A 26892-nucleotide genomic window follows, 5' to 3' on the forward strand; every position below is an offset into this window, starting at 1 on the left:
CGCTCCGCCAAACCGAGATGAGGAAGATTCCGGACAAAAAGGAAAGAAAGAGCGGGGAGGCGGGAGACAAACGATTGAGATCATCAAACGACTGAACTTGTGGAAATACACTGGCTTGTTACTGTTCGCCAGCTTACTTGTTTTGCTGATATGCCTTAAGCCCGTTCTGCCCGATAGGGTATATGTTTGTGACAGCAGCGGTGCAAAAAGATATCATTTACGAAAGAACTGCACCGGACTGCGCAACTGTAAGCACCAGATCATCGAGGTCAGCCTGGATAGCGCCAAAAAAACAGGCCGGACGCTTTGTCGTCTGGAGGGTGGTTAAGCCTCATTCCAAAATCAGAAATGCGGCAGGATACAAATCCCTTACCATTACTAACACGTTGACAGGCCTTAGAATTAATCGTTAATCTGATCAATTTAATATTTTATGATAAACTATTTATGTCGGCTTTTTTAGCATTCAATTCAGCAGTTGCCTGGAAGCTTCCGACGTTACTTTATTTTGGATAGTGAAAGGAGTAGGGGAGTTAGCTAAACGGTGACAGCTGGATAATATTAATATTTAATAAATATAAATAATAAACCAAGGGTTAATAAATTTATTACTATTTGAAAAACAGGTAATTATGTAAAAAAAATATTAAAAATACACCTAAAAATAAAAATGATTACCTTATCTTAGGTCAACCTTTATCGCTATTGCAATGAAAATATTAGCCAGACTTCTATTTTTAATCAGCCTGTTTCCCGTAACGGCTTTTGCCCAGGACGTACAGGACACCACGACCGCTCACCCTATCGAAAATCCCACCCCGAAGAAAAATACATCCGGCGAGATTTCACGCGTCCTGCAAATCAAAACCGTTTATGCCAACACCGAGCAGGACGCTGAAGAAAAACGCAACCGGTTGGAAACCGCTTATCCCGGTAATACCATCCGTTTCGTTATTTCCAATCCCGAAGCTTTCCTTAAGACCAAGCCTTTTGATAAAGCGAGGGTTGTGCTCTATGCCAACGGCGTCCAGTTAAGTGGTATCTGCAACGGCTGGTTCCTGCAGGTCAACCGCTTCGACATCAACAGCGGGCAACTGCCCGCACTCGGTCAGACCGCAACCATCGACATCAAACTCAAAAGGAATGACACTACCAAAGCCGCCTGGAACTTTTTATATAGCAGCGGGAAGAATTTTTATGATGACCACGTAGATATCGATGCCTCGATCGGATGGGAAGGCATGAGCGCACTCGACCGCGACAATGCCGTGAACAGGATACGTGTTGTTTACTATAAACAGGTATGGTTCTTCGTGTGGCTGGCCTTTTACCTGCTCATCCTCGTAGCAGCCTGCTTCCTGGCCGTTAGGACAAACGCTTTAAAAGTGCTTCCGCAGGGCCCGTTCAGCCTGTCGCAGACCCAGCTGCTTTACTGGACCGTACTCGTTGTTGGCGGGTTTATTTACACCCTCGTATTGACAGACATCCCCGATTCCCTGAACACATCCGTTTTATTGCTGCTGGGTATCAGTATCGCCACCACCGGCGGTGCTTCGGCCATAGATACCGTATTCCGCACCCAAAATCCCAATATCCCCGATAAAGGCAGCGACGGGTTTTGGATGGATATCCTGGGCGATGGTAAAACCATCACCATTCCCCGTATCCAGATATTTATATGGAATGTCGTATTAGGCATTTACTTTATTTTCTTCACCATCGGTAACAAAGAAATGCCCGTATTTTCCGATACCCTGTTGTACCTCGCCGGTTTTAGCTCTTTATCCTACCTTGGTGGTAAAATGCCTGAAAACAGCGAAACAAAAAAAGACGCGAAGAATAACGGCAATAACCCAGATCCGCAGCCCGATCCGAATCCAAACCCTGATCAGGCTCCCAATCCAAATCCGGACAACAACCCTGACGCGGATGTACCGCCACCCGGAGCACCTGAAGAAGTAAATTAATTAAGCCATAACATGAAACATAGGACCATAAACACCCTGCCGGCATTCTTTGGCCTGTGCCTGTTGTTACTGCTGCGCACTGCCGTCGATGCGCAAACCCTGCCACAGGCAGCCATGTATGCTCATTTCATCGATGTAGGACAGGCCGATGCCACCTTGCTTGAATTTCCGACGGGTGCCGTACTCATCGACGCCGGTGCGCAGGACCCTGAACACCGTACGGCCCTGCTGAAATACCTCCGGGATTTTTTCCAGCGCCGCACCAATCTTAATAATACGCTCGACCTGGTGGTCGTCACCCATTGCCACGTAGACCACGACTACGCATTGGACAGTGTGGCCGCTATTTTTCACATCCGCAATTATATCGATAACGGGGTGCAGACTGGTTCCGGAAAAAAGAACCAGCTCTGGATGGAACGCAACGCTAAAAACCTTGGCGCACGGTACCGTTCCTATACCTTTGAGGAAACCACTAGCGCAGGCTGTGACGGACTGACCGATTCAATAATTTCTCCAATCAATAGCGGTGTCGTTCACCCTATTATAAGTCTGCTGTCCGGCCGCTTTACCACCAAGCCCCAAAACTGGAAAGCGGAAGATTTTAATAACGGCAATAACCATTCGCTCGTGATCAAAGTTACTTTCGGAAAAGCCAGCTTCCTGTTTACCGGAGATCTGGAAACAGCGGCCATCGCATCGGTAATCGGAGCCTACAGTAATTGCACCGCCCTCGACGTAGACGTGCTGCGTGTCGGCCATCACGGTGCAGAAAATGCCACCACCACCGCCTTCCTGCAGGCGGTCACCCCGCTGACTGCCGTCATTTCCTGCGGACAATGGAACTTCGGCCAGGGACCGCCACCCAAAAACTTCACGACTTTCGCCTACGGTCACCCACGGGTAAATACCCTCGATGCGCTGGAAGCTGCTATCCCTGGTGACCGTACAGCACCAATCACCATTCATGCAGCGACCCGTAGCAAAACATTTCAGGATTACACCGTACACCGGAATATTTATGACACGGCCTGGGACCATAACATCGTCCTGCAGGCCAACAGCGATGCCAAATATTTCCTGTTGCACCAGTAAATCAAACCCGAAGGAGCGGCGGGACAGCAGGAAGTTGCCAGCCGCTCCTTAACGTTTTACCGTAGTGACCGTAATGCCGGACTCATCGCAAACATCATGGGTAAGCTTGGAAAATATCCGTCCATGCATCCGTTCTGCAGTCATCTTCTTCCCCATCAGTAGTTCGATGATCTCCGCCTCAGAACTGAACAGGCTGTGCCCACCAGGCTGGTAGCCCTCCGGTAATTCTTTGATATAGAACTAAGACTTTTTAATCAGTTCTCCGGCGATGTCTTTATGCCTTTTATACCGGGCATCCAATGCAAATCCTTTGATGTTGTTTTTCGTCTTAGGAGCGAGGCCGGCATCTGGCGTATCACATTTTTCCAGCGTCAGCTCGAATACAAGGGAATGTTCTAAGCCCAGCTGTTCCCGAATAGGCTTCAGTATATTCAAGGGTTTGAACGAGTTCAAATTTGCTTTGAACTATGAAATTTAAGATAACAGCATATGACTTTTTACCTGTAAGCTTTCCGGAATATTCCTTCCCGGCCTTCAACTGCTCCGGGGTATCTCCAAAATTAACCCCCATTTTTAGTCTTTTCGAGAGTAATTACCTTCAATTTGAATGTAAGCATAGGTGAACGCCGCATTTCGCGCAACATTTGCAGTACTATCAGACTGCACCTCCCGGGAAGACGCTTTTATCGAGCGTATCATCAAAAATAAGATGGACAGTATAAGCCTTATGGTTTATTAAAAATTCAATCTAACTCCATTTTTACAGATTGCAGCCTGATTTAAAACATTTTTGAGGCTATGCCGATGATACCGGTGAATTTTTCCAGGTAATATTGGATCGTCTTTAACTTAAAATCTTCCCAGTAGCCTGACAAAGGTAACAAGGCCGGGTCCATAGCTTCGAGTTTATCCAGGGCGAAACCCTGGGCATCCTGTTGCTGTTCAGCGGCAAGCCTCAGCTTTTCTTCATGGATAATCCCCGGCAATTTCGACAGAAATAACAATTGTACGGAAACCTTGTCCCGGACATTCAGTCTTGGAATTTCAACGATCTCAGACGCTTCGGAGTCGATGCCTGCTAAGCGTTCGCCAAGGCGTTCGGAGGCCGGAGCGGTCAGGGCGAGGCCGACCATATCAAATAAAACACCGGACCTTTCCGTAAAGAATTTTTTGGTATGGGCATCGTAAAAATATCGCTCTGCCGACGCTACCGGGGCAGTCATGGCATGGTTAAGCCAATAGCGGTTGAAACGTTCAATGTCGGTCATCACCCGCTAAGTTAGCTATTTTATTAAAGGGAGGCGAAATGCGGCTGCCTTTCGGAGGCGATGTGTTCAGCAAGTTTTTCCAAAATTATTTTCAACTTAGGATTGCGGGATTTTAACTGTTTATCCGTGCAGATATGTATCTTAGCCCTTGGTAAAACGTTTTATTAAATGAGAAAAACATACAAAGCTTTATTTTTTAGTTTGACGCTGGCTACGGGTTTTCTGCCCCTGGCAAAAGCCCAGCTTAATCATCACGCTCCCGGAGTTCCTTATTATCATGAAACCGCCGTTAAAATCAATGATTTGATAGATACCAGGTTGGATGTAAGGTTCGATTATCAAAAATCATATTTATACGGAAAAGAGTGGGTTACCCTGAAGCCCCATTTTTACCCTACAGATTCGGTAAGGCTTGATGCCAAAGGCATGGATATTAAAAGCATCGGGATCCTGGAAAACGGAAAGGTGGTGCCACTCCGTTACCGTTATGAAGACAGCCTTTCGTTAGCTATCCGGCTTGACAGGACCTATACCGAAAAGGAGCGTTACACCTTATTTATCGATTATACAGCCAAACCTAACGAGCTGCATGATAAACCCGGTTTTAAACTTGACGGAAAAGGTTTGTATTTTGTAAACCCTTTGGGCAAAGAACCCGGCAAACCAACCCAGATCTGGACACAGGGCGAAGCAGAAAGCTCATCTTGCTGGTTCCCGACCATCGACAAGCCTGATCAAAAAACTACTGAACAGGTTAGTATGACCGTACCTGCAAAATATACAACACTGTCGAACGGGTTGCTTATCAGCCAAAAGAAAAATGCTGATGGTACCCGTACGGATACCTGGAATCAGTCGCTGCCACATTGCCCTTACCTGTTTATGATGGCGATAGGCGATTTTAAGATCTATAAAGATAAATGGCGGAATAAAGAGGTTTCCTATTACCTGGAGCCGGCTTATGCACCCTATGCTAAACAAATATTCGGGCAAACGCCTGAAATGATCGAGTTTTATTCGAAAGCCTTAGGCGTTGACTTCCCGTGGGAAAAATATAGCCAGGTTGTTGTCCGCGATTATCCGCTGGGCGCTATGGAAAACAGCTCGGCCACTTTGCACGGCGAATATGTACAAAAATCACCCTGGGACCTGATTGATGATCCGAACGGCTCGGGAGGAACTACGATTGCTCATGAACTTTTTCACCAATGGTTTGGCGACCTGGTTACCTGCGAAAGCTGGAGCAACGAAACACTTAACGAATCGTTCGCGGTTTTTGGTGAGAAATACTGGAACGAAAAAAAATACGGTAAAGACGATGGAGATGCCAAGCGATATGATGAATTGCAGGCTTATCTCAATAATGGTACTGCTTATAAGCAGGCCCTGACGCCATTTGTGTATACTGACGAGGAAGGGATCAATGGTGCTAACATTTACGATAAAGGCGGATTAGTCCTGATTATGCTTCGTAATTACCTTGGAGATGAGGCGTTTTTTAAAGGGTTAAGGCTTTACGTCAAGAGCCGTAGCTTTAAAAATGGTGAAGTCCATGACCTTAGGTTGGCCATGGAAGAAATATCAGGAAAAGACCTGAATTGGTTTTTTAACCAGTGGTATTACGGCGCAGGTCACCCGGTGTTGGACATCACTTATCAATGGAACGAATCGGATCATCAGCAAAAGGTATTTATTAGCCAAAAGCAGGAGGGGCAAATATTCCGCGTTCCTATAGCTGTGGATTTGTATGCAGGAGGGAAAGTCACAAGAAAACAAGTCTGGCTTACACAAAAGAACGATACTTTGATCTTTAACAGCGCTGTGAAGCCGGATCTGGTTAATATTGACGCTGATAAGATGCTGCTTACCAAAAAAACAGACCATAAAAGCTTAACCGAATTTTGCTATCAATATCATCATGCCCCGCTTTATCTTGACCGGCTGGAGGCGCTGAACGCTGCGATCAGGCAGGAAACCTCAAAAGAGGGTTTGGATATAGTTATTGCTGCTTTAAAAGATCAATATCACGGTGTGCAGTTAAAGGCGATCAAGTCGCTTAAAATGGATAGTGCGGAAGTAGCAAAAGCGGCGTTGCCAATCCTGACTGGTATTGCGCAAAATGATAAAAACTATCCTGTGCGGGCTGCCGCTATCGGCATTTTAGGAAACACAAAATTCAAAGCATATGTTGCTATTTATAAAGCATCGCTTTCCAGCCCATCCTATACAGTTAAAGGGGCTGCTCTTGTTGCCTTAAATAGTGTAGCACCCGATGATGCCTTTCAAGCCGCCAAAAACATGGAAGCGGATGACAAAGGGAAACTGGGACAAGCCATTGTCCAGGTTTATGCTGTAAACGGCTCGGATAAGGAATGGCCGTATGTGATCAATGCTTTCGGGAAAGCTTCTGTCCAGGTTAAATTTGATTTGGCACGTGGTCCATTCCCTGCAATGATAGGTAAAATGGAAAATTCGCAATATGTATTGCAGGGTATCCGCGCCATTAAGGAACTTGCTGTAAGTTTCAAAAAGTATGGTATCGCACCAAAACTCATTGCTGCGTTACAGCAAATTGAAGAGGCCCGGAAGAAAGTTAATGATACCGCGTCTGCAAGTGTCGCGGAAGATGCTGTTAATAAGATCAATAATGCAAAAGCATAGGTGTTGACAAGAGGCTGTTTAAAAATGAAAGAAAATATTTGTAGAGACACATCCCGTATGACGAGCCGATTTCAAAAGCCTCTCAGTTGAAGTTAACTGCAAGCGTGGGGCTATATCGTAAGTCAATTTTATAGATAGAATAAATAAAAAAAATCCAACTTCAATGAGACGGGACCCATATATTGTTACGCTTAGCGATACACGTGCGGGTATCAACGACTAATTCAAAATGGAGTGTTTTAAAAAACAAAACGCTTCATTCACTCGCTGAATGAGGCGTTTAACTAAAACTTTTTTTTAACTTCCTAAAAATATCAAGTATTTAAGGTTCAGGAAATACCTAAATAGTAGTAGAAAATAGTTCGAAGGATCTCTTGCCTTAACTTAAGCCTATCAAAATCCGATAGTTGAGTTACCCACAAACGTATCTCAAAAAATTCAAATGATCGCAATCCGACATTTTTGAGCATCAAAATATTATTTCCCGCAGATAATGGAATAATCCGCAAGCTCACCGATAGCAATCGCTTTATAACACCCATAAAAGACCGAACTTTCGCAAGAGCTGGCATTAAAAGCCTCATATGTACTTCGACTTCATCTTTCGCCGTAAAAAGATAAATAAGTACAATCTTGCATATACAATATTTGCCTTTTTTCATATTTCATCCATAGTTATCGGGCCTACGGTCAAAAAAAGAAGGTTGAATTATTAATTTATTAAAAAAAATACTAAAAGAAGGCAATTATTAAAAACATTTATAAAAATTATTGAGAATTGTTTAAAAGAAAGTTGCAAATTATTATATTTGGTAACTAAAGTAAAACGATTTACCGGAGCCTGTCACATTCAATCATGATTAAAAACATAGTATTAGCTGTCAATCGAGTCAAATGAATTTTACGAGCCGCCGAATTCATAGGTATTTGTTTATGCAATCGGCCCGGTTTGCCCAATAGCTTTTTATAGCCCTCTGTATCGTTCACAGGTTATTTTTTGTCCAAATAGGTAAAACGTTTTACTTGTCCCAATACTTAACATTAAAACCCCAGCGTATGAAGAAAAAAAGAGCAAATTGAGAAGAATCACAGGAATGCTGTCCAACATTTCGCCACACAGTATCAGAAACTGTGTGATTAATTATTTATCATCCATCTATAATTTTTATGAACATATTTTTTTACAAAAAGAAAATCTTCTATTACACATGCATTGTCCCAATTTTACTCTTGTTGGGCGCTCGCAGCATACAAGCACAAACCGCCACACCCGGCGCCGTTATTGTTACCGTATCCGGAGTGGTTAAAGATGCCAGCGGGCTGCTTCCCGGGGCCTCAATCCTGGTGACCGGTTCAAATTCAGGGGTATCTTCCAACAGTTCGGGCGCGTTCACGATCAAGGTAGAGACAGGAAAATCTATCACCGTGAGAATGTTGGGTTACCTCCCGCAAATCATTAAAATAACGGAGGCAAAATCAAATCTTATCGTCGTACTCAAAACAGATCAGCAAACACTGAAGGATGTAGTAGTTATTGGTTACCAGCAGGTATCGCGCAAAACAGTGAGTGCTGCGGTGACTTCTGTCGACCCAAAAACAATCGCAGATATTCCTGCGCCAACTTTTGATGCGCTGTTACAAGGCCGCGTTGCCGGTCTCAACGTCCAGAACTTTTCCGGCGAACCGGGCGTCAGGAGCAACGTCGTTCTCAGAGGAAATACAGCTGTCAGCCGAAATATCGATAATAATACGGGTAGTGCATCGGGCAAAGCCAGTCTGGCAAGGGCTGTATCAGGCCCGCTTTATGTCATTGATGGCGTACCGCAAAGTACGGAGGATATCGCTGCAATTAATTACGGCAGCGGGACCAGCACAGATGTACTTGCAGGTATCCCGATAGGAGATATTAATAATATTGATATATTAAAAGACGCATCTGCCGCCGCAGTATACGGCTCAAGGGGCGCCAATGGCGTTATTCTGATCACGACTAAAAAGGGTACAGCCGGCAAAACAAGGATTAATTTTTCGACCTATCACGGTATAACTGATCAACCAAGTTTGGATAAGGTACTCACGGGTGCTGCAGAAACCAGGGCAAAGCTGGCCCTGATACAACATTATGGTAATTACGATAACCTCAGGAACATCCCGCAGATATTAACGGACACCCTAAATCCAGCATTTAACAATGCGAATGACTACCGGGGACAACTTTATCAAAGAGGCGTGGTTGATAACTATCAGTTGTCATTGACAGGAGGTAATGATATCGTCACTTATCGTTACGGCCTAAATTATTACAATGAGTCTGGTATCATCAAGAAAACAGGTTTACAGCGGTACTCGATCAACAGCACGGTTGGCATCAACGTTTCACCAAAATTAAAAATAAGTACGCAGATCCGGTTTTACAGAGTCGACAGGCCTACATCCCTAAGCGACATCAGCGGGAACGTAAATCCGTTTACCGGAGGATATTACGCGAATAGTCCGCTCCCTCCGTCGAACCTGTACCTTACTCAGGATAATAAAGACTTCCTGTTCGGCAGCACAAAAAACGCAACCGATAACAATACCAATAACAGCGTCACCATAAGCCCGACTATTGACTGGAAGATCTCTGATCACTTCTCCTTCAATAGTGTGTTATCCTATGAAAGCGCGGGTAGCAGAAAGGATACTTTTACCCCGGGGATCGTAAGGCAAAGTGGTTATGGTTACGCATCAAGCTTTGTTGATAACTCCGCCAATTATTTAGTAAGCAGTAACTTCCAATACAGTACAACGTTGAACAAAGACCATCACCTCAACGTATTACTGGGCCAAAATATGGAGTATCATTCCTACAGGGCAACCAGCGCAACCGCCGATGGCATCCCTAATGATCAGATCTCTGTAGTAAAAGTTTTGGACAAAAACAGTTCTACAGCGTTTTCCGATTTAATAGAAAGTGGTATTGCTACGGAGTTTGTACGCGTCAATTATGACTATAAGGGACGATACCTGGTATCGGGTGTTATGAACGCCGATGCTTCATCAAAATTTGGTCCGGGTAACCGGGTGGGGTATTTTCCATCCGTGTCAGCAGGCTGGATCATCAGCGATGAGCCTTTCATGAAATTTGCCAAAAACTGGCTAACGTTGTTTAAACTCCGCGGCAGTTACGGTATCACTGGCCGCCAGCCGGATGGCGGCGACAACTACCTTTCGTTTAATTCTTACAATATCGGCGCAGGGGGATTTCCGGGTAGCAGCAGTCCGCAAACAGGACAAAACCTTTCCACTACTTATAATGGCGTCGCGGCAATCTCTCCTAACTTCAATGGCGGCTTAAGTAATAAAGACCTTACCTGGGAGCATTCCAAACAACTGAACGTTGGTTTTGATATGACATTCCTGGATGGGCGATTCAATTTTGTGGCTGACGCTTATGTAAAAAACACAAGCAAGGGTATTTTTACCTTAAACCTGCCTGTTACAACCGGTTATCAAACGATCGTCACGAACTCTATAGGAACTCAAAACCGCGGTCTTGAGGCATCGTTTATTGCCCATTACTTTAACCCGAAGAGCGCATTTCAATGGGAGACGGACTTCAACATAGCCTACAATCAAAACGAGATAACATCCCTGCCAAATGGCGGCCGCGATATTTATCTGGATAAATTTTTGCTAAGGCAAGGTCAGCCAATTAACGAATACAACCTGTTTCAACAGACCGGGATATATAAAACCGATAAGGACGTTCCAATTAACCCGGTTACAGGGGCGCCTATCAATTTTTACGGCTATCCGTTTAAAGGAGGTGATCCTATCTGGAAAGACTCCAATGGAGACGGTACGCTTGATCAAACAGATTATGTGCCGGCCGGCAATCCGAACCCTAAATTCACAGGTGGTTTCAATAACGTATTCGGATATAAAAACTGGACCCTTTCCGTATTTTGTACCTTCACTTTAGGACGTGATATTTATAACGATTACCTGGTTGGTAAATTATCGCACCTGGTGCCAAATGATGACGGCGATCCCGACCCTTATCATGATATCACGCATAACGCGTTTCCAGACCTGAGCGGTATTAATTACTGGCAGAACCCGGGCGATAACGCCAAATACCCTTCTCTCAGCTCAGTAAGCGGCACACATTACAAATATGCGGCCGTTAGTTCCGTGTGGGTTGAAAACGGCGACTACCTGCGCGTTAAAACGATCTCATTGGGTTATACATTTAATCAAAGTATTTTACAAAAATTGCACATCAGCCGTTTACGCGTTTATGGCATGGTTGACAACCTGCACATTTTTCAAAAATCACATGTGCCTGATGCTGAAGAGGTTGATGCTTTTGGTATTTACAACGGCAGCGGCTACCCGATCCCCAAGAAATTTACACTGGGCCTTGACGTAAGCTTATAATATTAACCAGTTGAATAAAGGAAAATAAATGAAAACGAAAATATTTAAATACATAACGGGAATATTGCTGGTATCAGGACTGATTGGTGCAACATCCTGTAAAAAGGTGCTCGACCTTGATCCGCATAACTCAACGTTTACCAACGCTTATTTTTCCAATGGCGTTGATGCCAATACCGCAATTGCCGGCGCTTATGCGCTTCTGCGCTCGGTATTGCTCAATAATACATCCTTTCACGTATATGGAGATGCAACGGCCAAAGAGTTCAGCATTCTTTCCGGGTCGGACGATGCAAACTATAATATCTCAAACGGAGAATTTACCGGGCTAAATGTGGGCTCTGGGTACTGGAACTGGCAAAATTACTATCAGCTGTTACAGCAAATAAACCTCATTATTGTCAAGGTACCGCAAATTCCGATCAATACCTTCGCCAACCAGGATGATAAGAATAAGATTATTGGCGAGGCCTATTTTTTAAGGGCCTTCACTTACTTTTATATGAGCAGGGTTTGGGGGGATGTACCATTGAAGCTTGCGCCGGATCTGGATATCAGTCAGGCAAAAAACCTGCCGCGCAGCCCGGCAGCAGATGTCATGAAGCAATGCCTTGCCGATTTAAAAATTGCCGAAGCAAACCTGGTATTTGGTTATTCAGATGATAACCAGCGAGCCGTCCGGGCCAATAAAGGCAGCGCGCTTGCACTAGAGGCCCATATTCAAGCATGGATCCACAACTATAGCGGCTGTGAACAAGCTGCCGCACAGGTGATCAATAGCGGTGGCTACAGCCTGGTTACCGACACCTCCCAGTTTAGTAAAATATTCATCGGTAAATCTGTCGAAGGGATTTTTGAAATTAATATCAATTATGGTCAAAACGAAGGCGGATCACTTAATAACCCTAACGGAAGTCTTTACGCTCCAACGCTTGGCTACCCGTTTGTAGCGACCAAGGGAATTGCGGAGTGGCCGCTTAACACAATTTATGTAAATAAATTATACACCGACACCGCCGATCTCAGGTACCGGAAATACTTTTTTCAAGCGCAATCCAATAATGGCCAAACCATCAAATATTCCAATATTATCTACGCTGACGGATCGGCTAAAAATGACCCGAGGTTATCCAACAATATCATCATTTTCCGCCTGGCGGATATCATGTTGCTGAGAGCAGAGGCCTTAAATCATTTAGGACGGGACGGCGAGGCTGTTAACCTGGTTAACCTGATCCGGCGCCGTGCAGGGATTGCTGATTACAGCGGCGTTGGTGACGAGCTGAACCGGACCATCCTCGAAGAGCGCTTGCGTGAACTGTTTTATGAAGGTCATGCTTTTTACGACCTGGTGCGCATCAAGCATATCGGTCAGCCCAATTCAAGTTTTATAAGCGATTACAATGAAAGCTTTAATGATACAAGGATCAACGCCGGAGGAAATTACTGGCCTATTGATCCCGCCATGTTTAAAGATGACTTTGTATTAACCCAAACTCCTTACTGGCAAGGTAAGCTATAACATTAACCATTGCAAAATGAAAAAAATAAAAATATTGATACTACTCCTGTTTGCTGCAACGGCTTTTGTTTCGTGCAAAAAGAGCTATACTGAAGGTGGCGACCTGTTCAAAGCGAACGTCAACATGACCACCTATGATTACCTTAAAACAAACCACGCATTTGATACGCTGGTCATGATGATTAACAAAATGCAACTGAAGGATGAGGTGAATAGTAGCGGAACATTTTTTGCCCTCACTAATTATTCTATTCACAACTTTGTTCTGGCCAAACAAGCGCAGCTGCGAATCATTAATAACGATGAAAACCTGGTATTTACCTTTGACTCATTGGACTTTGTTTCGCTTAAAGATTCGTTAAGGGCTTACATGTTCAAAGACAAATACACTTTAGACAAACTGACACAAAAAGGTGTATACGTAAAAGCGAACGACGGTGAATGGAGGCTGATCAATAAAAGGCCAACGGCAGATTACACAAACGGTATTTTTACCACAAACCCACAGTATATATTTCTTACAAAGGTAGTGCCCTTAAGACCAGGCGGCCCGGTCCCGGTCGACATTGATGGAGTAGGAGAGGTCGACCCGAGGCAATTACTGACGACGCTCTGCCAAACTACCGGCATAATTACTACCACGGGTATTTTGCACGTACTTAATAATAATCACACGTTTACTTATTTTAATGACGTGTTCAATTAATTGGATTTTTAGAAAGACTAAGAAAATGAATAAGAAATATAAAATTTTACTTGTTGTTTTAGCGGCTGTAAGTGTTGCGGCGTGTGTTAAAGCCCCGCACGGATTTCTAAGCACGCAGATTCGCTATCGGGATAGTCCTATACAGGTTCAGCGTGGCAACGTGGTGCAGACATCCGCCGTTGATAATGACGGTTCGAGCGCGCCGGTTACCTATAAATTGTTAGATATCAGGGATGCGGTTACGCACAAACACGCTGATTCTATTTACAAAAACCGCGACAGGTATGTATACATATCACAATTTGATCCTAATGTTGATACGACCGTTGCATTACTGAATAGCAGACGTAAAATTGTGAGTACGCCGGCTTTTGAATTTAATGAACACACCGGTGGTTTCACATTTTTTGGCACCACAGCCAACGCACCGGCAGGAAAATATGAATTTGATATCAGTGCAACCAATGAAAATGGCACAAAAACCTACCCCAATGTGGCTAATTTTAACTTATTCGACGGCGACGTTGCAGAAATTGATGCCGGCGGTGGTGCCTGGTTTAAGGATGGGACAACCATAAGCGGTGATATTGGTGAACCCAAAGTTACGGTAACAAAGTTGTCAACTAAAGGCACATTGGCGATTTTAAAAATAGTTGACAAAAATGGCGTACCCTTTAACCCTAAAAATAACGAATATATCAAAAGGGGGGACAGGAGCGATTTTGAAACCTTCGCAAAATTCCATCCGCTTGTCGTTTCTGACACATCGTTAACCTGTAATTTTGAGGTGATCCCATTTCCATTCCAGGGTGCGGCACAGGGCTTCACAATTTATTACCGGATTCCTGGGAAATTTGCCAAGATCGATCCCGGGTTTACGCCGACGCCGGATCGGGGGTACAGTGCAAATCCAAGGTTTACGGTTAGGGTGTTTCAGGAAGGCACTTATTTGATCACAGTCAAACTACAACATGTCGTTCGCGACCCTATTTAAAAAAAGTGTGATATATTATCGGTACAGTACCATGGCGTACTGTACCGGTTATTATTTGAAGTGCGAAAAACGAATTATGACCCTGGATAACCAAAATAGAAATTTCAATTAATTTCCTTCGCTTTTCGTAGTTTATCCAGGTCCATTGCGTATTCAATCGATTTGTAGTTGGTGTAATAGTAATTACGTTGCTATTTTCATCAAGCCCGTGAAGACTTCCCCCTTGGGCTTCACAATTTTTAATTATTGGAGCGTCCCAATCTGCTACAAAAGATTCGTTATTTAACTCTGGCGATGTACAAATATTTTTTTCATTTAAAACTAATCAAGATCAATACGGGTTATTCTGCTACATCATCTGTGGCCTATGAGCCCTAAAATCAACCTGCAGGGAAAAACTATAGTCATAACCGGGGCGTCAAGTGGAGCGGGAAGGGCCGCCGCGCTGGCTTTCGCGGCAGAAGGCTCGAACCTGGTACTGGCTGCACGCAACGGGGCTGCGCTGAGTGAAGTAAAGGCCGAATGTGAATTGCTGGGCGCGCAGGCCCTTGCAGTTACAGCCGACACCAGCGATGCCAAATCGATGATCAGACTGGCGAACGAAGCTGTAGACTGGCAGGATAGGATTGACGTCTGGATCAATAACGCCGGTGTACTTGCGGCCGGGGATTTTGATAGAACGCCTATGGCGGTGCATGAACAGGTGATCAAAACCAACTTATTGGGTTATATGAACGGGGCACATGCTGTCCTTCCCATTTTCAAGGAGCAGGAGTGGGGAACGCTCATCAACAATATATCTGTCGGTGGCTTCCTTCCGGTTCCTTATGGTGCCGGATATACGGCAGCCAAATTCGGGTTGCGCGGTTGGTCGGAGGCGCTGAAAGCCGAATTGATGGCTTGGCCGGAAATTTTTGTGTGCGATCTGTTTCCTGCGTTCCTCGATACGCCGGGTATCTCCCATGCCGGCAACTATACAGGCAAAGTTTTAAAACCGGCGCCTCTCGTTTATGACCCGGCGAGGCTTGCGCAGGCCATGGTAAAGGTTGCTGCCTGTCCTGCTTCAAACACTTATGTAGGAAGTATATCCCGGTTGTTTAAATTATCGCACGCGCTTTTTCCTGAACTCACCGTGAAGGCAACCGGGGCTATTATGAGGCGTTATTTTGAATCGGCCAGGCCGATCAATTTGACTGATGGAAATGTTTTTACAACAGTTGATTACGGCATGAGCACCCATGGCCAGTTCGGCTTAGCTGGAAAGCCCAAAGTTCATCGCAAATATATTGCCGCAGCGTTGTTGGCCGGCCTGGCTTTCGGAGCTGCTTTTATTGGCAGCAAGAGATGATCGCGGCTTATAGCCAATCTCGCCTACTTTCTTTAACCCTGATTTCGGCGAACTTATTGAACAGTATAAACCTATCCCGAAGTTAAATATTTGGCTGCGATCAGCAGCATTAGCGTGCGGTCAGCCCTTGCTTCGTCATAATTTTCCTTGATCAGTTGCTTGATGTGTTCGTTTTTAAGCTTCACGGCAGCGATTTGCAGGATCTGGAACGAGGCCATCTCCATACTTTCAATATTGCTCAGGTAAAAAAGAATCGACATATCCCTCAACTCCGGATTTTCGGAATGCAGTTCGATATCGGTGAATGAATCATCCACTAAACCTGATAATCCGCTATAATTTCCGGGCGCGATATTTTTGTCCAGCAAGGCGTAGATTATTTCCATGCGTGCCATTTGCTTTTCAACGTCCTCTATGGTTTCCTGTATGGCTAAGAACAGATCTTTAAAATGCGCCTCCCCGGCAATTTTTGGTAAATGACTAACCAGGTGCTTTTTGGCTGAATAGATTTTATCGAGGTGATTGATAAAAAAGGTTTCTAACTCGGTACGTGCAAGACTGATTATTACCGGCCTGTTCTTGCTGTTCTCATCCATAGGGCGACATAATTTGGCCTAAGATAAATATTGTTTTACAGAAATCAGCAAATCATAAATATCGAACGGTTTTGCTAAAAATAAATCTGCACCACAGTCGCGGGCAATCATATGAAGGTCGGTTTCCGTAGAAACAAGCATCACGGGCAAATGGGCGGTTTCATAGCTCTCCATTGCTTAAAGCCGTTTCATCTATACTCAGGTACGGCCCTATATTATTTGCAAACAACATCCAGTCTTCCGCATATTCCTTTTGATCCCAGCTATAAAAATCACTCAGATGCTCCTTGTATTGCTGGCCAAGCTGTTTCCCATCCACCTGGTATAACTTCCCTAATAAATGGCTGCTGATAGCGTTATTATCCAAATATTCCTTTTAAAAAAGTGCCGAATTCGGTTGTCATTCGCGTACCTTTTCTTACTAAATCCCAGTCTCTTGTGATGATCTCTCCGCTTGCCTTTACTTCCCACCTGCGCCTTTTGATGCACCAAGCAACCTTATGGCCCCGGATAGAAAAATCCTGAATAGCTGTTTCCGGTAAGAAGCCTTGCGACTCTAACTGTGATTTATCATAACCGGATGGAGCAAGGTTCTTTTCCTCCAGGTAAATATTCAATTGTCCACTCTCGGCTGATCGAACATCTGTAAGTTCAAAATATTCTAAAAGGCCTTCTGGTAATATTAAACGGACAAGGGTTTCGTAAGCGGATGACAAGGGGATGCGTATTGATTAGTATATCCACAAAACAAATACTTTTTTTATTCCCCCACAAGATTTTTGCTTGATCCAACTTTTACGCTTGATCCATAAATTTTGAAATGTTTCACCAATGTTTCACCAGGAATTTATGAAAACTAAAAAGCGATTAGTGTCTTTCACCTAATCGCTTGATTTTCAAGTACTCAGAGCGGGAATCGAGCTGAGTGTTGAAGTCTTTGATTATCAATATTTTATAGATATGTTTTGAAGATGCTCAATGATTAACTCAATAAACATAAAGCGGCCATTACCGATTGCTTTTTAAAGGTATTAAAACTCCTGTACACTTCAAATTATTTAAATCATATCCTTAGCAGAATCAATTTGTTCAGCGGCCCGACAAGGCAATTGAATAATTATTCTTCGATGATGAACCTAAGCTGCGTCTCCCGAGAAAAATTAAATGCATAACTTAATACCGATTCGAGCGCAGTCTAAGGATCCAAAATGCCTTAAAACGTTCAGAATGTACATTTGATGTAAACGTCGTTCGAATTTCGCTGAGTAATAAAAGCATCAGAAGATTTGTGAAACTCCACTAAAATCATTTCATAATGCAGGTTTTTCCGCAGTATTGTCATTGCTCTTTATTAGTCAATTGTAGAATTCAAGCATTGCTTGCAAGGAGTTTTTGCTATGTTTCGCTTCCTTATAACATAGTGCAATTAATCTTGAGATATCCTTCGGTTTAATTGATTTTGAAAGCCCCGTGAGGATTTTAAAAGAGTCGATTTCTATTCCCTCCGCGATAATCAGATGCGCCAGGATTATAGCATCAGTTTCAGGACATTTGGCGTTCACGTGCTCTTTAAGAAACTCTTTTAGGTTTAGACAACCATTTAACATAGGCGGCTTACCAGAGAAGCTTAAGCCCAATAATGTCTTCGCCAAACACACCCGGATGATTTGTCCGTTGATTATGGTAGCAGATTCAAGCATGAGCAACTTCACGTCTTTAGCAAAAGCCATAGAAGAGAAAAAAGGAAGACTTTCGATAAGAGCCAATTTAGAACTGTGAATGTTAGACAGAATAGTTATAAATAGACTTTTTGTTTGTGATGCAGTTAACCTTGTTTGTCTTAATGACAGCTTTTTGTCGAGATTTTCCATTGCAATCAATTTGGTGAATATAGATAGCCAATAAAAAAGCAACGGAAAAACAAATATAGGTGATTGACAAGCTGTCTTTTATCAATACGTTTCAGATCAAAAAAGTTTTAGATGATCTAAAATATTTTTATTTTACAAACTGAAGGTAAGCGGGTTACGATACAGCTTCATAGCGCCAATCCGACTGATGAACGGTCAACGTCGATATTACAAGGTGCGTTGATAAACCAAAGCTTAAAAGGTATTTTCTGATTACGAATGTGTCGGCCTTTTTTGCAATACCGTTTGATATCTTGACTGGTAAATACCGATAGGCTTAGACTTATCAAGTTACTACTGTGAACCTGCAGGTTTCTACTTAAAGCGGATAGCACAGTTTTTAGTACATCATTGGCCAAAACAGGAATTAAACAGGATATGTGTGTTAAAAGAAGCATTGGTAAAAATTAGTAATCTTTCTCTGAGCCAATGACCTGCATATTGGTGTGCCGCCGCGAAAATGAACCCCGCCAAATCCTTTCACGCCCTTTGCTGGCATGATAATGGCAGAAGTAATGAATCCGACGTATAATACGCTACGCTATGATCGGGTTGAAAATAAACTTCCTTTTTTCCGCAGTACCCGATCTTAATTGATTAAAACATGACGAATTATAATCCCGCAGCTCTACAAAAGGCTTTTGCATTGAACCAAATAAACAGGCTTTATTGTACGCAATCTTATTTGTGTGAGCGGTTAGAGGAAATCAATGATCATCTTGAATGTATTTATAAAGCACTAATTGTATGAATGACTACAAGGATCGGCTGTTAAACGTAAGTGTGCACGACAGGCTTGAAAAGCTGCCGATAAATACATGTGATAAATGATGAGATAAATGATGAAAGTAGAATGCACGACCTGAATCCTGAAACATAGTATAACAGACTAAATCGTATTTACGTGTTAAAGATTAAAAATAATTCTTTCTCTAATAGAGTAAATCAGCTATCATGGGTAAAATAAAATTTGCGTTTTTTTGATCACCCATGACCTGTATTTTAACTTACAGTTATTAACTTCCTAAAAACAAAACAATTTGTATGTCAGTTGGTTTTAGCTTTAGTACCATTTAAAACAAGGCACTATCCTAAAAGTCTTGTTGATCTTTAACAGGCAGGCGCGGAATTAAATCGGGCCCTAATCTGTTTCTATTTAAAAAGTAATTCAATTACCATCCTCTACTACGGTAATTTCCTTTTCTGACAATTATTCAAATTATTCAAAATGGTAAAGAACAATTATACCCGCTATTTTCGGGTGTTTAAAAATGATACCGTAGTAACAGAAATTTCTACAAATGATTTCCGGAGAATAAAGCTCAGGCCTGTAAAAGAGAACTGGCTCATCGGCGATACAACGGAGGTACTTGGCACTATAGCCGATGTGTCATATGCCCTACCTGTTAACAGCCCGTTATTTTACGGATACGCGACCCGTTCTAAAGCAATGGAAATGGCCAAGGCCGGTGCGCTCAGTTATATCGATAAGCTTATAGATGAAGGAACTCCCGGGGAAGAAACATTACTCCAGTACCGGCGCGATCATTACGAAGACCTGCATATCAATCTGGTGTACGATATGATCGAAAATGTAAAACGAACTGAAAGGGGCGAGGGTGAAATCATACCACAACATGTGCCTTTATGGTCTTAACAATAAACGCCGGTTCATCCAGCATCAAATTCGGACTCTACGAAGAGTGTAGTAGTCCCGAGAAAACATTTGGCGGCCAAATAAACAGGATAGGATTGCCCGGTTCAAGGCTTAGTTATACCAATTTTAAAACAAATCATAATGCCGATACTGCGTCAAAATCAATGGATTACGTTTCGGCAGTCACATTCCTGGTAAGCTGGCTTGAAAAACAGATCAATTTCAGCGAAATAAATGCTATCGGGCACCGTGTAGTGCAGGGTATGGCGCATACCAAACCTGCCATGATCAGTACGGAACTGCTGGATGAACTCAAACTTATTATTCCTTATGACCCCGATCATTTACCTGTTGAGATCGCACTGATAGAAGCATTCCAAAAATATCATCCGCGGATACCACAATACGCCTGCTTTGACACTGATTTTCATGCAGGCATGCCGCGGGTGGCCCAACTCCTGCCTGTGCCGCGCTGTTTTGATCAGCGCGGTATCCGTCGCTATGGATTTCACGGTCTGTCGTACAGCTATTTATTGCAGGAGCTGGAAAGCCAGGTTGGTAAACAGGCCCTTATGGTTCGCATAATCTTCGCCCACCTGGGTAATGGCGCCAGTGTCACCGCTGTTTATGATGGGAAAAGTATGGATACCAGTATGGGTTTCACTCCCGCGGGCGGTTTGCCCATGAGCACACGTTCGGGTGACCTCGATCCTGGAGTGGCCTGGCTCATGATTCAAACCGAAAATCTATCTGCTGAAAGGTTCAATCACCTTATTAATCACGAATCGGGAATGCTGGGTATCTCGCAGACAACCGGCGACATGAACGACCTGCTTAAGCAGCAACATAATGATATCCGGTCGGCAGAGGCTGTAGCATTGTTTTGTTACCAGGTAAAAAAATGGATCGGCGCTTATGCTGCTGTTCTAGGCGGTGTAGACATCCTTGTGTTTTCAGGCGGCATAGGCGAAAATTCTCCCGAAATAAGGGCGAGAATTTGTGATGGTCTTGAGTTTTTGGGTATAAGTCTGGATGCCTCGCGAAATGATGAAAATGAGCCCCTGATTTCTTTAAAAGAATGCAGGGTTATGGTAAAAGTCATATCCACCAATGAAGAGTTAATGATAGCACAGATCGTAAACAAAATGCTTATTCATAAACAACTATTAGAATCATAAAACATGAATATTACCGAAGATATAATCATAGAAGAGCGGACCTCGCTTACTGCGGAGATGTTGAATAAAATTAACGCCTATTGGCGCGCGGCTAACTACCTTTCGGTTGGTCAACTTTACCTTCGCGACAACCCCTTGTTAAAAGATCCGCTGAAATTAACGCACGTTAAAAACATGCTGCTGGGACATTGGGGCACAACACCCGGGCAAAATTTTATTTATACCCACCTCAATAATATCATCAAAAAATACGACTTGAACATGCTGTATATTTCCGGCCCCGGGCACGGTGGCCCGGCTGTGGTTGCCGGGACATACCTGGAAGGAACCTACAGTGAGGTTTATCCGGAAATTACACAAGACACAGAGGGTATGAAGAAGCTTTTTACGCAATTTTCATATCCGGGCGGCATCTCCAGCCATGCATCTCCTCAAACCCCGGGTTCTATACATGAGGGCGGCGAATTGGGTTATTCACTTAGCCACGCTTTTGGAGCGGCATTAGATAATCCTGATCTGATAATCGCTTGCGTGGTAGGTGATGGAGAGGCCGAGACCGGGCCATTAGCTACTGCCTGGCATTCCAATAAATTTCTGAACCCGCTGGGAGATGGTGCAGTTTTGCCTATCCTGCATCTTAACGGGTATAAAATCTCCAACCCGACAATTTTAGCCAGGATTTCGGGCGAAGAACTTGAACAGCTGTTTCGGGGATATGGTTATGTGCCCATTTTTGTGGAGGGTTCAGAACCAGAACTAATGCACCAGGCCATGGCGGCAGCTCTGGAACAAGCCATGCACCTGCTTAAACAGATAAAATACAATGCCTATGAGCATCCAAACAGCGTGCACTCTAAATGGCCAATGATCATATTAAGATCGCCAAAAGGATGGACTGGGCCGCAGGAAGTTGGCGGGCATAAGATAGAAGGCACATTCAGGTCGCACCAAATCCCGTTGTCGGTTTCGGCGGCAGATCCTGAAAGTCATCTTCAATTGCTGGAAAAATGGATGAAGAGCTATAAACCCGAAGAACTGTTTGATGAAAACGGCAGGTTGATGCCGGAACTGGCTGACCTTGCCCCTAAAGGCGACAGCCGGATGGGCTCCAATCCCCATACCAACGGTGGTTTATTGCTGAAACCCCTGCGGATGCCGGGGTTTATGAGTTATTCAGTGCCTGTTCCTGAACCTGGGGTAAAAGGTGAAGGCGATGTTCATGTAGCAGGGCGTTTCCTGCGCGATGTCATTAAACAGAATCCTGCTAATTTCCGGATCTTTGGCCCGGATGAAACAGTATCAAACAGGCTGGAGGCTGTTTTTGAAACAACCAATCGTCAATGGAATTCTGAAATTAAGGATGATGACGAATGCCTTGCCCCGATGGGCCGCGTCATGGAGATGCTAAGTGAGCACCAGTGCGAAGGCTGGCTGGAAGGTTACCTGCTTACAGGGAGACATGGCGTTTTTAATTGCTATGAGGCATTTATCCATATTGTGGATTCGATGTTTAACCAGCACGCTAAATGGTTAAAAACCACGCGGGAAATCCCATGGAGAACAAAAATAGCATCATTGAACATTCTGCTTACCTCAACGGTGTGGCGCCAGGACCATAACGGTTTTACCCACCAGGACCCCGGCTTTATTGATCATGTAGTCAATAAAAAATCGGAAATAGTACGGGTATATCTTCCGCCCGACGCCAATTGCCTGCTTTCTGTTATGGATCATTGTCTACGCAGTTATCATTATGTAAACGTGGTTATTGCCGGTAAGCATCCATCGCCACAGTGGCTTGATATGGACGAAGCTGTTGATCATTGTACGCGGGGTATAAGTATTTGGGACTGGGCCAGTAATGACCAGGATTGTGATCCCGATGTTGTAATGACATGTAGTGGCGATGTCCCTACATTGGAGACGCTGGCAGCAGTATCTATACTTAAAGAACATTTGCCCCAAATAAAGGTAAGGGTAGTAAATGTGGTTGACCTTTTAAAATTGGAAAGGCAGTCAGAGCATCCGCACGGTTTGAACGATCATGATTTTAATGAGCTTTTTACCACGGACAAGCCGGTTATTTTCGCCTTCCATGGTTACCCTTGGTTAATACACCGCTTAACTTACAACCGAACTAATAATCCTAATATTCATGTGCGTGGCTATAAAGAAGAGGGGACTATAACAACATCTTTTGATATGACTGTTTTGAATGAAATGGACAGGTTTCACCTGGTTATAGATGTGATAGACCGGCTGCCGCAAACCGGCAGTAAAGGGACTTACTTGAAACAAAAACTGCAGGATAAGTTAGTTGAACACAGACAGTACATAAATGCCCATGGGCAGGATATGCCAGAAATAACGAACTGGAAGTGGGCAGACTGAAGAAGTTATTAATTATATATTCGATATCCATTTAATAAGTATTAAATGGTAAACCCCAAGGTCATTAACAGCTGTGTCGCAGCTTATTACGCGAGCGAACGGGTCAAATTTTCCCGGATGTTTAGCCCGAACATAACTCGAATCATAAACTGTGCGGTTCGAAAACCGCACAGTCAGGGATCGTTAAAAGTGTTCTAATTCGCTTAAAACGCGCATTTGATCAATGAAGTGGTTCGAATTATGAACAATTAGGAGAACGCAAGATAAAAGATGGTCGCACGGTATAAGTACGGTCACTTTTAATTTCGGCCGTTAAATAAACATATATTTCCAGCCTAATAAAGTACATTTTGGGTTCGAGCTCTATGTCGTTTTTAAGAATATCTAAACCAAAAGCTGTTTGTTACTCCTTTGCTACTTTGACATCTAAAATTTTCTGATACTCAAACCACAATAAATTTCTGGATGGAATGTGAAAATTATTAAAACTAACTCAAAGACCTATATTCTACCGGCATATATCCAGCGCTTTTTGAATGCCTTGGTAAAATGATTAGATATTTAAAACCAAGCTCGCGAGCAACTTCGCTAATAGAACGGCTGGTATCCAGCACGCGTTCCTTGGCAATATCCATTACCTTGAGGCTGATATATTTAAAGGGTGATTTGCATGTTTCCTTTTTGACCACATCACCAAAATAATTGGGTGACAGATGCAGTTGATCGGCACTGTAATTAACTGCAGCAAGGCCGATGATGTGTGGTTTATCGCAACGAAAGTACTCGTTTAGTAAAGCTTCAAATTTGTCAATATTACTGTGCGTAAAGCAAAATATAAGAAAGAACTTGATATACTAGCGCACTCATCACGTAAATTGGCGCTATCTAAAATCAGAGAAAAAATCTCGTGCATCAATCTCAAGCACCTCAAATAAGATAAACAGATATTCTATGGAAAAATCGATAGTGCTATCCTCAATACCTGTCAGTAAGGCAATTTCAATAGCTGTGCGTTCCGACAATTGTTCCAAACTTAAGGCACGATATTTCCGCTCAAGCGCAATCTTTCGTCCGAATAGTTCCCGATGTGTCCTGGCTTTTGCTTTTTCATCCATAAGTGCGTCTTTATACGCTGCAAAAATACATTTACAACCTTAGGTTGTGAATAAAGATAAATATTTCTGTAAAGGTGAGCAAAGGATATCAAATAATGATGTCATCATACGATTGGAAGACCTGTTCGTTTGAAATAATTAGGAGCATTAAGAATGAGAAGACAAAAGCTACCGGCTTAACATCAAGAGAAGTGTGGGTCATAGCGAGGCTGGCTATTTATGATGACAGACACCGATGATCGTTCGATGGTTGTCATTGGTTTTGATTGTTTTTAAAACAGGCATAACATTAGCCGGGTTCCCTTGTTGTTTTATCGATGCAACACCCCAGCTACCTGAATTTTGACCCAGATAAGTATCCCTGGAAGCCGGATATTGATTACAGGAAATACCCTGAACGCTATCAGGTAGGTAAAGGTGAACAGGGCGTGTTGATCTGCGAACCTTACAAAAGCGAGATCGGGCATTATTGGCGTTTTAAAACAAAAGCGATCGCCGAGGAAAGCAGTGAGCGGATATTTAATTTGTTTAATAAATATTTAGCCTCCGGTGATTTTGTTGGTGCAGATATGGCGCGCAAATATTTGCAGATGGGTTACACACGTGCCCGTCGTTACGCGAATTATAAGGGCGGCAGGAAATATGACGGGCAACGGGACTACGCCTTGCTGGAGCGCGGCACCGGTAATCCCGAAAAGGCGGAGGCGGCTAAAGTATTTTATGCCAGATGGAAAGCAGCGGAGGCTAATGAAGTTTACGCCGCTATGAAAAAAGATTGGAAGCTTGCGAGGGGTTAAAAAGGAAAACTTACCGCAGAAGCTATGCGTTACATGCGGCAAACCGTTTCATTGGCGGAAAAAATGGGACAAAGTTTGGGAAGAAGTCAAATACTGTTCAGAGAAATGCAGACGGAACAAAACCCACTGATATTGACCCTTAGGTTGGATGAGGAAAGCCAGGCATTCTTTGATGAAATGCGGAAGAGGCATTTTCCACAGGAGCGTAATTTTCTTAAAGCACATTTGACTTTATTCCACCAGTTGCCGAGCGATTTGGTGACTGGGGAATATTTCAGGAGTTTGCAATACCGCACTTTTGAAATGAAAGTGGTTGGCTTACGTCAGCTCGGCGCGGGAGTTGCGTACCAAATTGATTCTACAGAATTGCAGGAGTTGCATAAACAAGTAAGCGTATATTTCCAGAAGGCATTAATTCCACAAGACCGTCAACCATTCAAGCCACACATTACTATACAAAATAAAGTGACACCGGCCGCATCCAAAGATTTGCTGAACGGGCTAAGCGCCCGTTTTAAACCGTTCAACGTTTATGCCACCGGACTGGATTTATGGGAGTACCTGGGAGGTCCGTGGCAGCACATTTTCGGATATGAATTTATATAATGAATTAGAAGCTGGAGTTTCGTTCTAATATAAATATTTTCAAACAATTTAAGAATAATGAAGTTTCTTCAATGAACAGATAATCTTGTAAAAAGAATGACAACGGCATCAGAAACTAATAGAATGGAAACGTCAGAATGCCAGGAATTTTGTGCAGATGAATTGAAAGACATCTATTGAACGGAAAAAAATCTGTCGAAGACCTTATCAAAAATGAAAATGATTACCACCAGACCGGAATCGGCTCAGGCATTTGAAAAACACATGGCAGAAAACGATGGCCATATTATCATTTTGAATGAAGTTTTTGGACTGCCCTATGAAAAGCCGGCCGATGAGAATTACGATGCGATGACAAGTATTCTGGAAGAAGCTAACGGAATCGTCCGAGAAACGGAAAAAGGTACGATGATCGGCGGCTTCGGATTGATACCGGAGGCGCAAAAGGTTGAGCATCCTGAGGTTGTTACTTACGGCAAGTTTCGCCGGTTGGCAACTGACATGGGCCGCGATCATGTAGCTGTATTGCTCCAAAAAACGTTGTACAATAAAACGCGACTGACCAAGCGCTGACTTTTTGTGCCGAGGGCTGGTAAACAGTCAAGCCGAAGTTGAATATTAAAATATATTGATCAGGATACCCCGATTCATTTCTCGGG

At 43.5% G+C, this 26892-nt stretch carries 24 protein-coding genes; 15 read left to right on the forward strand and 9 right to left on the reverse strand.

Features of this window, described 5'->3' with window-relative positions; translation table 11 throughout:
- Positions 1 to 710 precede the first annotated feature (710 nt).
- Together AC59JO_RS13420 and AC59JO_RS13425 are read left to right on the forward strand one after the other, a co-directional pair.
- Positions 711 to 1967, forward strand: a complete 1257-nt coding sequence (locus AC59JO_RS13420; RefSeq protein WP_497305879.1) for a hypothetical protein — start codon at positions 711 to 713, stop codon at positions 1965 to 1967.
- Positions 1968 to 1979: 12 nt separating this feature from the next.
- A complete protein-coding gene (locus tag AC59JO_RS13425) occupies positions 1980 to 3062 on the forward strand; it encodes a ComEC/Rec2 family competence protein (protein WP_497305881.1) in 1083 nt (360 codons plus the stop codon).
- Between the two features lie 240 nt (positions 3063 to 3302).
- On the opposite strand, the gene AC59JO_RS13430 is transcribed toward AC59JO_RS13425, so the two are convergent.
- Positions 3303 to 3497 (reverse strand): hypothetical protein, encoded by a 195-nt coding sequence (locus tag AC59JO_RS13430; protein ID WP_497305883.1) that lies wholly within the window; start codon positions 3495 to 3497, stop codon positions 3303 to 3305.
- A 344-nt stretch (positions 3498 to 3841) separates the two neighbouring features.
- Positions 3842 to 4330 (reverse strand): hypothetical protein, encoded by a 489-nt coding sequence (locus AC59JO_RS13435; RefSeq protein WP_497305885.1) that lies wholly within the window; start codon positions 4328 to 4330, stop codon positions 3842 to 3844.
- A 168-nt stretch (positions 4331 to 4498) separates the two neighbouring features.
- On the opposite strand from AC59JO_RS13435, the gene AC59JO_RS13440 reads away from it, so the two are divergent.
- The 6 genes from AC59JO_RS13440 (at position 4499) to AC59JO_RS13465 (ending at position 15983) form a co-directional block, all read left to right on the forward strand.
- On the forward strand, positions 4499 to 6991 hold the full coding sequence (locus tag AC59JO_RS13440; RefSeq protein ID WP_497305887.1) for a M1 family aminopeptidase: 2493 nt from the start codon (positions 4499 to 4501) through the stop codon (positions 6989 to 6991).
- A 1167-nt stretch (positions 6992 to 8158) separates the two neighbouring features.
- On the forward strand, positions 8159 to 11413 hold the full coding sequence (locus AC59JO_RS13445) for a SusC/RagA family TonB-linked outer membrane protein (RefSeq protein ID WP_497305889.1): 3255 nt from the start codon (positions 8159 to 8161) through the stop codon (positions 11411 to 11413).
- A 28-nt stretch (positions 11414 to 11441) separates the two neighbouring features.
- Positions 11442 to 12935 (forward strand): RagB/SusD family nutrient uptake outer membrane protein, encoded by a 1494-nt coding sequence (locus AC59JO_RS13450; protein ID WP_497305891.1) that lies wholly within the window; start codon positions 11442 to 11444, stop codon positions 12933 to 12935.
- 16 nt (positions 12936 to 12951) lie between these two features.
- Positions 12952 to 13641, forward strand: a complete 690-nt coding sequence (locus tag AC59JO_RS13455; RefSeq protein WP_497305893.1) for a hypothetical protein — start codon at positions 12952 to 12954, stop codon at positions 13639 to 13641.
- A 25-nt stretch (positions 13642 to 13666) separates the two neighbouring features.
- The gene (locus tag AC59JO_RS13460) at positions 13667 to 14635 is read left to right on the forward strand and encodes a DUF5007 domain-containing protein (protein WP_497305894.1); all 969 of its coding nucleotides are present in this window, start codon (positions 13667 to 13669) and stop codon (positions 14633 to 14635) included.
- A gap of 367 nt (positions 14636 to 15002) precedes the next feature.
- The gene (locus AC59JO_RS13465; RefSeq protein WP_497305896.1) at positions 15003 to 15983 is read left to right on the forward strand and encodes an SDR family oxidoreductase; all 981 of its coding nucleotides are present in this window, start codon (positions 15003 to 15005) and stop codon (positions 15981 to 15983) included.
- 71 nt (positions 15984 to 16054) lie between these two features.
- Here AC59JO_RS13465 and AC59JO_RS13470 read toward each other — a convergent pair whose 3' ends face one another.
- The 5 genes from AC59JO_RS13470 to AC59JO_RS13490 form a co-directional block, all read right to left on the reverse strand.
- Entirely contained in the window at positions 16055 to 16579 is a 525-nt protein-coding gene (locus AC59JO_RS13470) for a DUF892 family protein (RefSeq protein ID WP_497305898.1), read from the reverse strand.
- A gap of 18 nt (positions 16580 to 16597) precedes the next feature.
- Complete coding sequence (locus AC59JO_RS13475; protein ID WP_497305900.1) at positions 16598 to 16753, reverse strand: hypothetical protein; 156 nt, start codon at positions 16751 to 16753, stop codon at positions 16598 to 16600.
- Positions 16740 to 16946 (reverse strand): hypothetical protein, encoded by a 207-nt coding sequence (locus AC59JO_RS13480; RefSeq protein WP_497305902.1) that lies wholly within the window; start codon positions 16944 to 16946, stop codon positions 16740 to 16742. Before AC59JO_RS13480 ends, AC59JO_RS13475 begins: the two co-directional genes overlap by 14 nt.
- Positions 16939 to 17295 (reverse strand): ISAon1 family transposase N-terminal region protein, encoded by a 357-nt coding sequence (locus AC59JO_RS13485; RefSeq protein WP_497305904.1) that lies wholly within the window; start codon positions 17293 to 17295, stop codon positions 16939 to 16941. Before AC59JO_RS13485 ends, AC59JO_RS13480 begins: the two co-directional genes overlap by 8 nt.
- A 639-nt stretch (positions 17296 to 17934) precedes the next feature.
- Positions 17935 to 18450, reverse strand: coding sequence for a DUF892 family protein (locus AC59JO_RS13490; RefSeq protein WP_497305906.1), 516 nt, complete (start codon positions 18448 to 18450; stop codon positions 17935 to 17937).
- 1267 nt (positions 18451 to 19717) lie between these two features.
- Here AC59JO_RS13490 and AC59JO_RS13495 point away from each other — a divergent pair.
- Genes AC59JO_RS13495 through AC59JO_RS13505 form a run of 3 tightly spaced genes read left to right on the forward strand, consistent with a single transcriptional unit; the run spans position 19718 to position 23715 of the window.
- Positions 19718 to 20146: a hypothetical protein gene (locus AC59JO_RS13495; RefSeq protein WP_413666698.1), complete on the forward strand. Its 429-nt coding sequence runs from the start codon at positions 19718 to 19720 to the stop codon at positions 20144 to 20146.
- On the forward strand, positions 20137 to 21324 hold the full coding sequence (locus AC59JO_RS13500) for an acetate/propionate family kinase (protein ID WP_497305908.1): 1188 nt from the start codon (positions 20137 to 20139) through the stop codon (positions 21322 to 21324). The genes AC59JO_RS13495 and AC59JO_RS13500 overlap by 10 nt, the downstream gene beginning before the upstream one ends.
- A gap of 3 nt (positions 21325 to 21327) precedes the next feature.
- Positions 21328 to 23715, forward strand: a complete 2388-nt coding sequence (locus AC59JO_RS13505; RefSeq protein WP_497305910.1) for a phosphoketolase family protein — start codon at positions 21328 to 21330, stop codon at positions 23713 to 23715.
- 488 nt (positions 23716 to 24203) lie between these two features.
- Here the strand turns inward: AC59JO_RS13505 and AC59JO_RS13510 are convergent, their stop codons facing one another.
- Together AC59JO_RS13510 and AC59JO_RS13515 are read right to left on the reverse strand one after the other, a co-directional pair.
- Entirely contained in the window at positions 24204 to 24566 is a 363-nt protein-coding gene (locus AC59JO_RS13510) for a helix-turn-helix domain-containing protein (RefSeq protein WP_413671146.1), read from the reverse strand.
- A gap of 30 nt (positions 24567 to 24596) precedes the next feature.
- On the reverse strand, positions 24597 to 24830 hold the full coding sequence (locus AC59JO_RS13515) for a hypothetical protein (protein ID WP_497305912.1): 234 nt from the start codon (positions 24828 to 24830) through the stop codon (positions 24597 to 24599).
- 317 nt (positions 24831 to 25147) lie between these two features.
- On the opposite strand from AC59JO_RS13515, the gene AC59JO_RS13520 reads away from it, so the two are divergent.
- From AC59JO_RS13520 to AC59JO_RS13535, 4 genes are all read left to right on the forward strand, one after another.
- Positions 25148 to 25627, forward strand: coding sequence for a DUF4385 domain-containing protein (locus AC59JO_RS13520; protein ID WP_413666702.1), 480 nt, complete (start codon positions 25148 to 25150; stop codon positions 25625 to 25627).
- Positions 25614 to 25757: a DUF2256 domain-containing protein gene (locus AC59JO_RS13525; protein WP_497305914.1), complete on the forward strand. Its 144-nt coding sequence runs from the start codon at positions 25614 to 25616 to the stop codon at positions 25755 to 25757. The genes AC59JO_RS13520 and AC59JO_RS13525 overlap by 14 nt, the downstream gene beginning before the upstream one ends.
- Positions 25733 to 26233, forward strand: coding sequence for a 2'-5' RNA ligase family protein (locus tag AC59JO_RS13530; protein WP_497305916.1), 501 nt, complete (start codon positions 25733 to 25735; stop codon positions 26231 to 26233). Before AC59JO_RS13525 ends, AC59JO_RS13530 begins: the two co-directional genes overlap by 25 nt.
- 213 nt (positions 26234 to 26446) lie before the next feature.
- On the forward strand, positions 26447 to 26806 hold the full coding sequence (locus tag AC59JO_RS13535; RefSeq protein WP_413666705.1) for a DUF892 family protein: 360 nt from the start codon (positions 26447 to 26449) through the stop codon (positions 26804 to 26806).
- Positions 26807 to 26892 lie beyond the last annotated feature (86 nt).

The sequence above is a fragment of the Mucilaginibacter sp. A5337 genome (genome assembly GCF_059690695.1).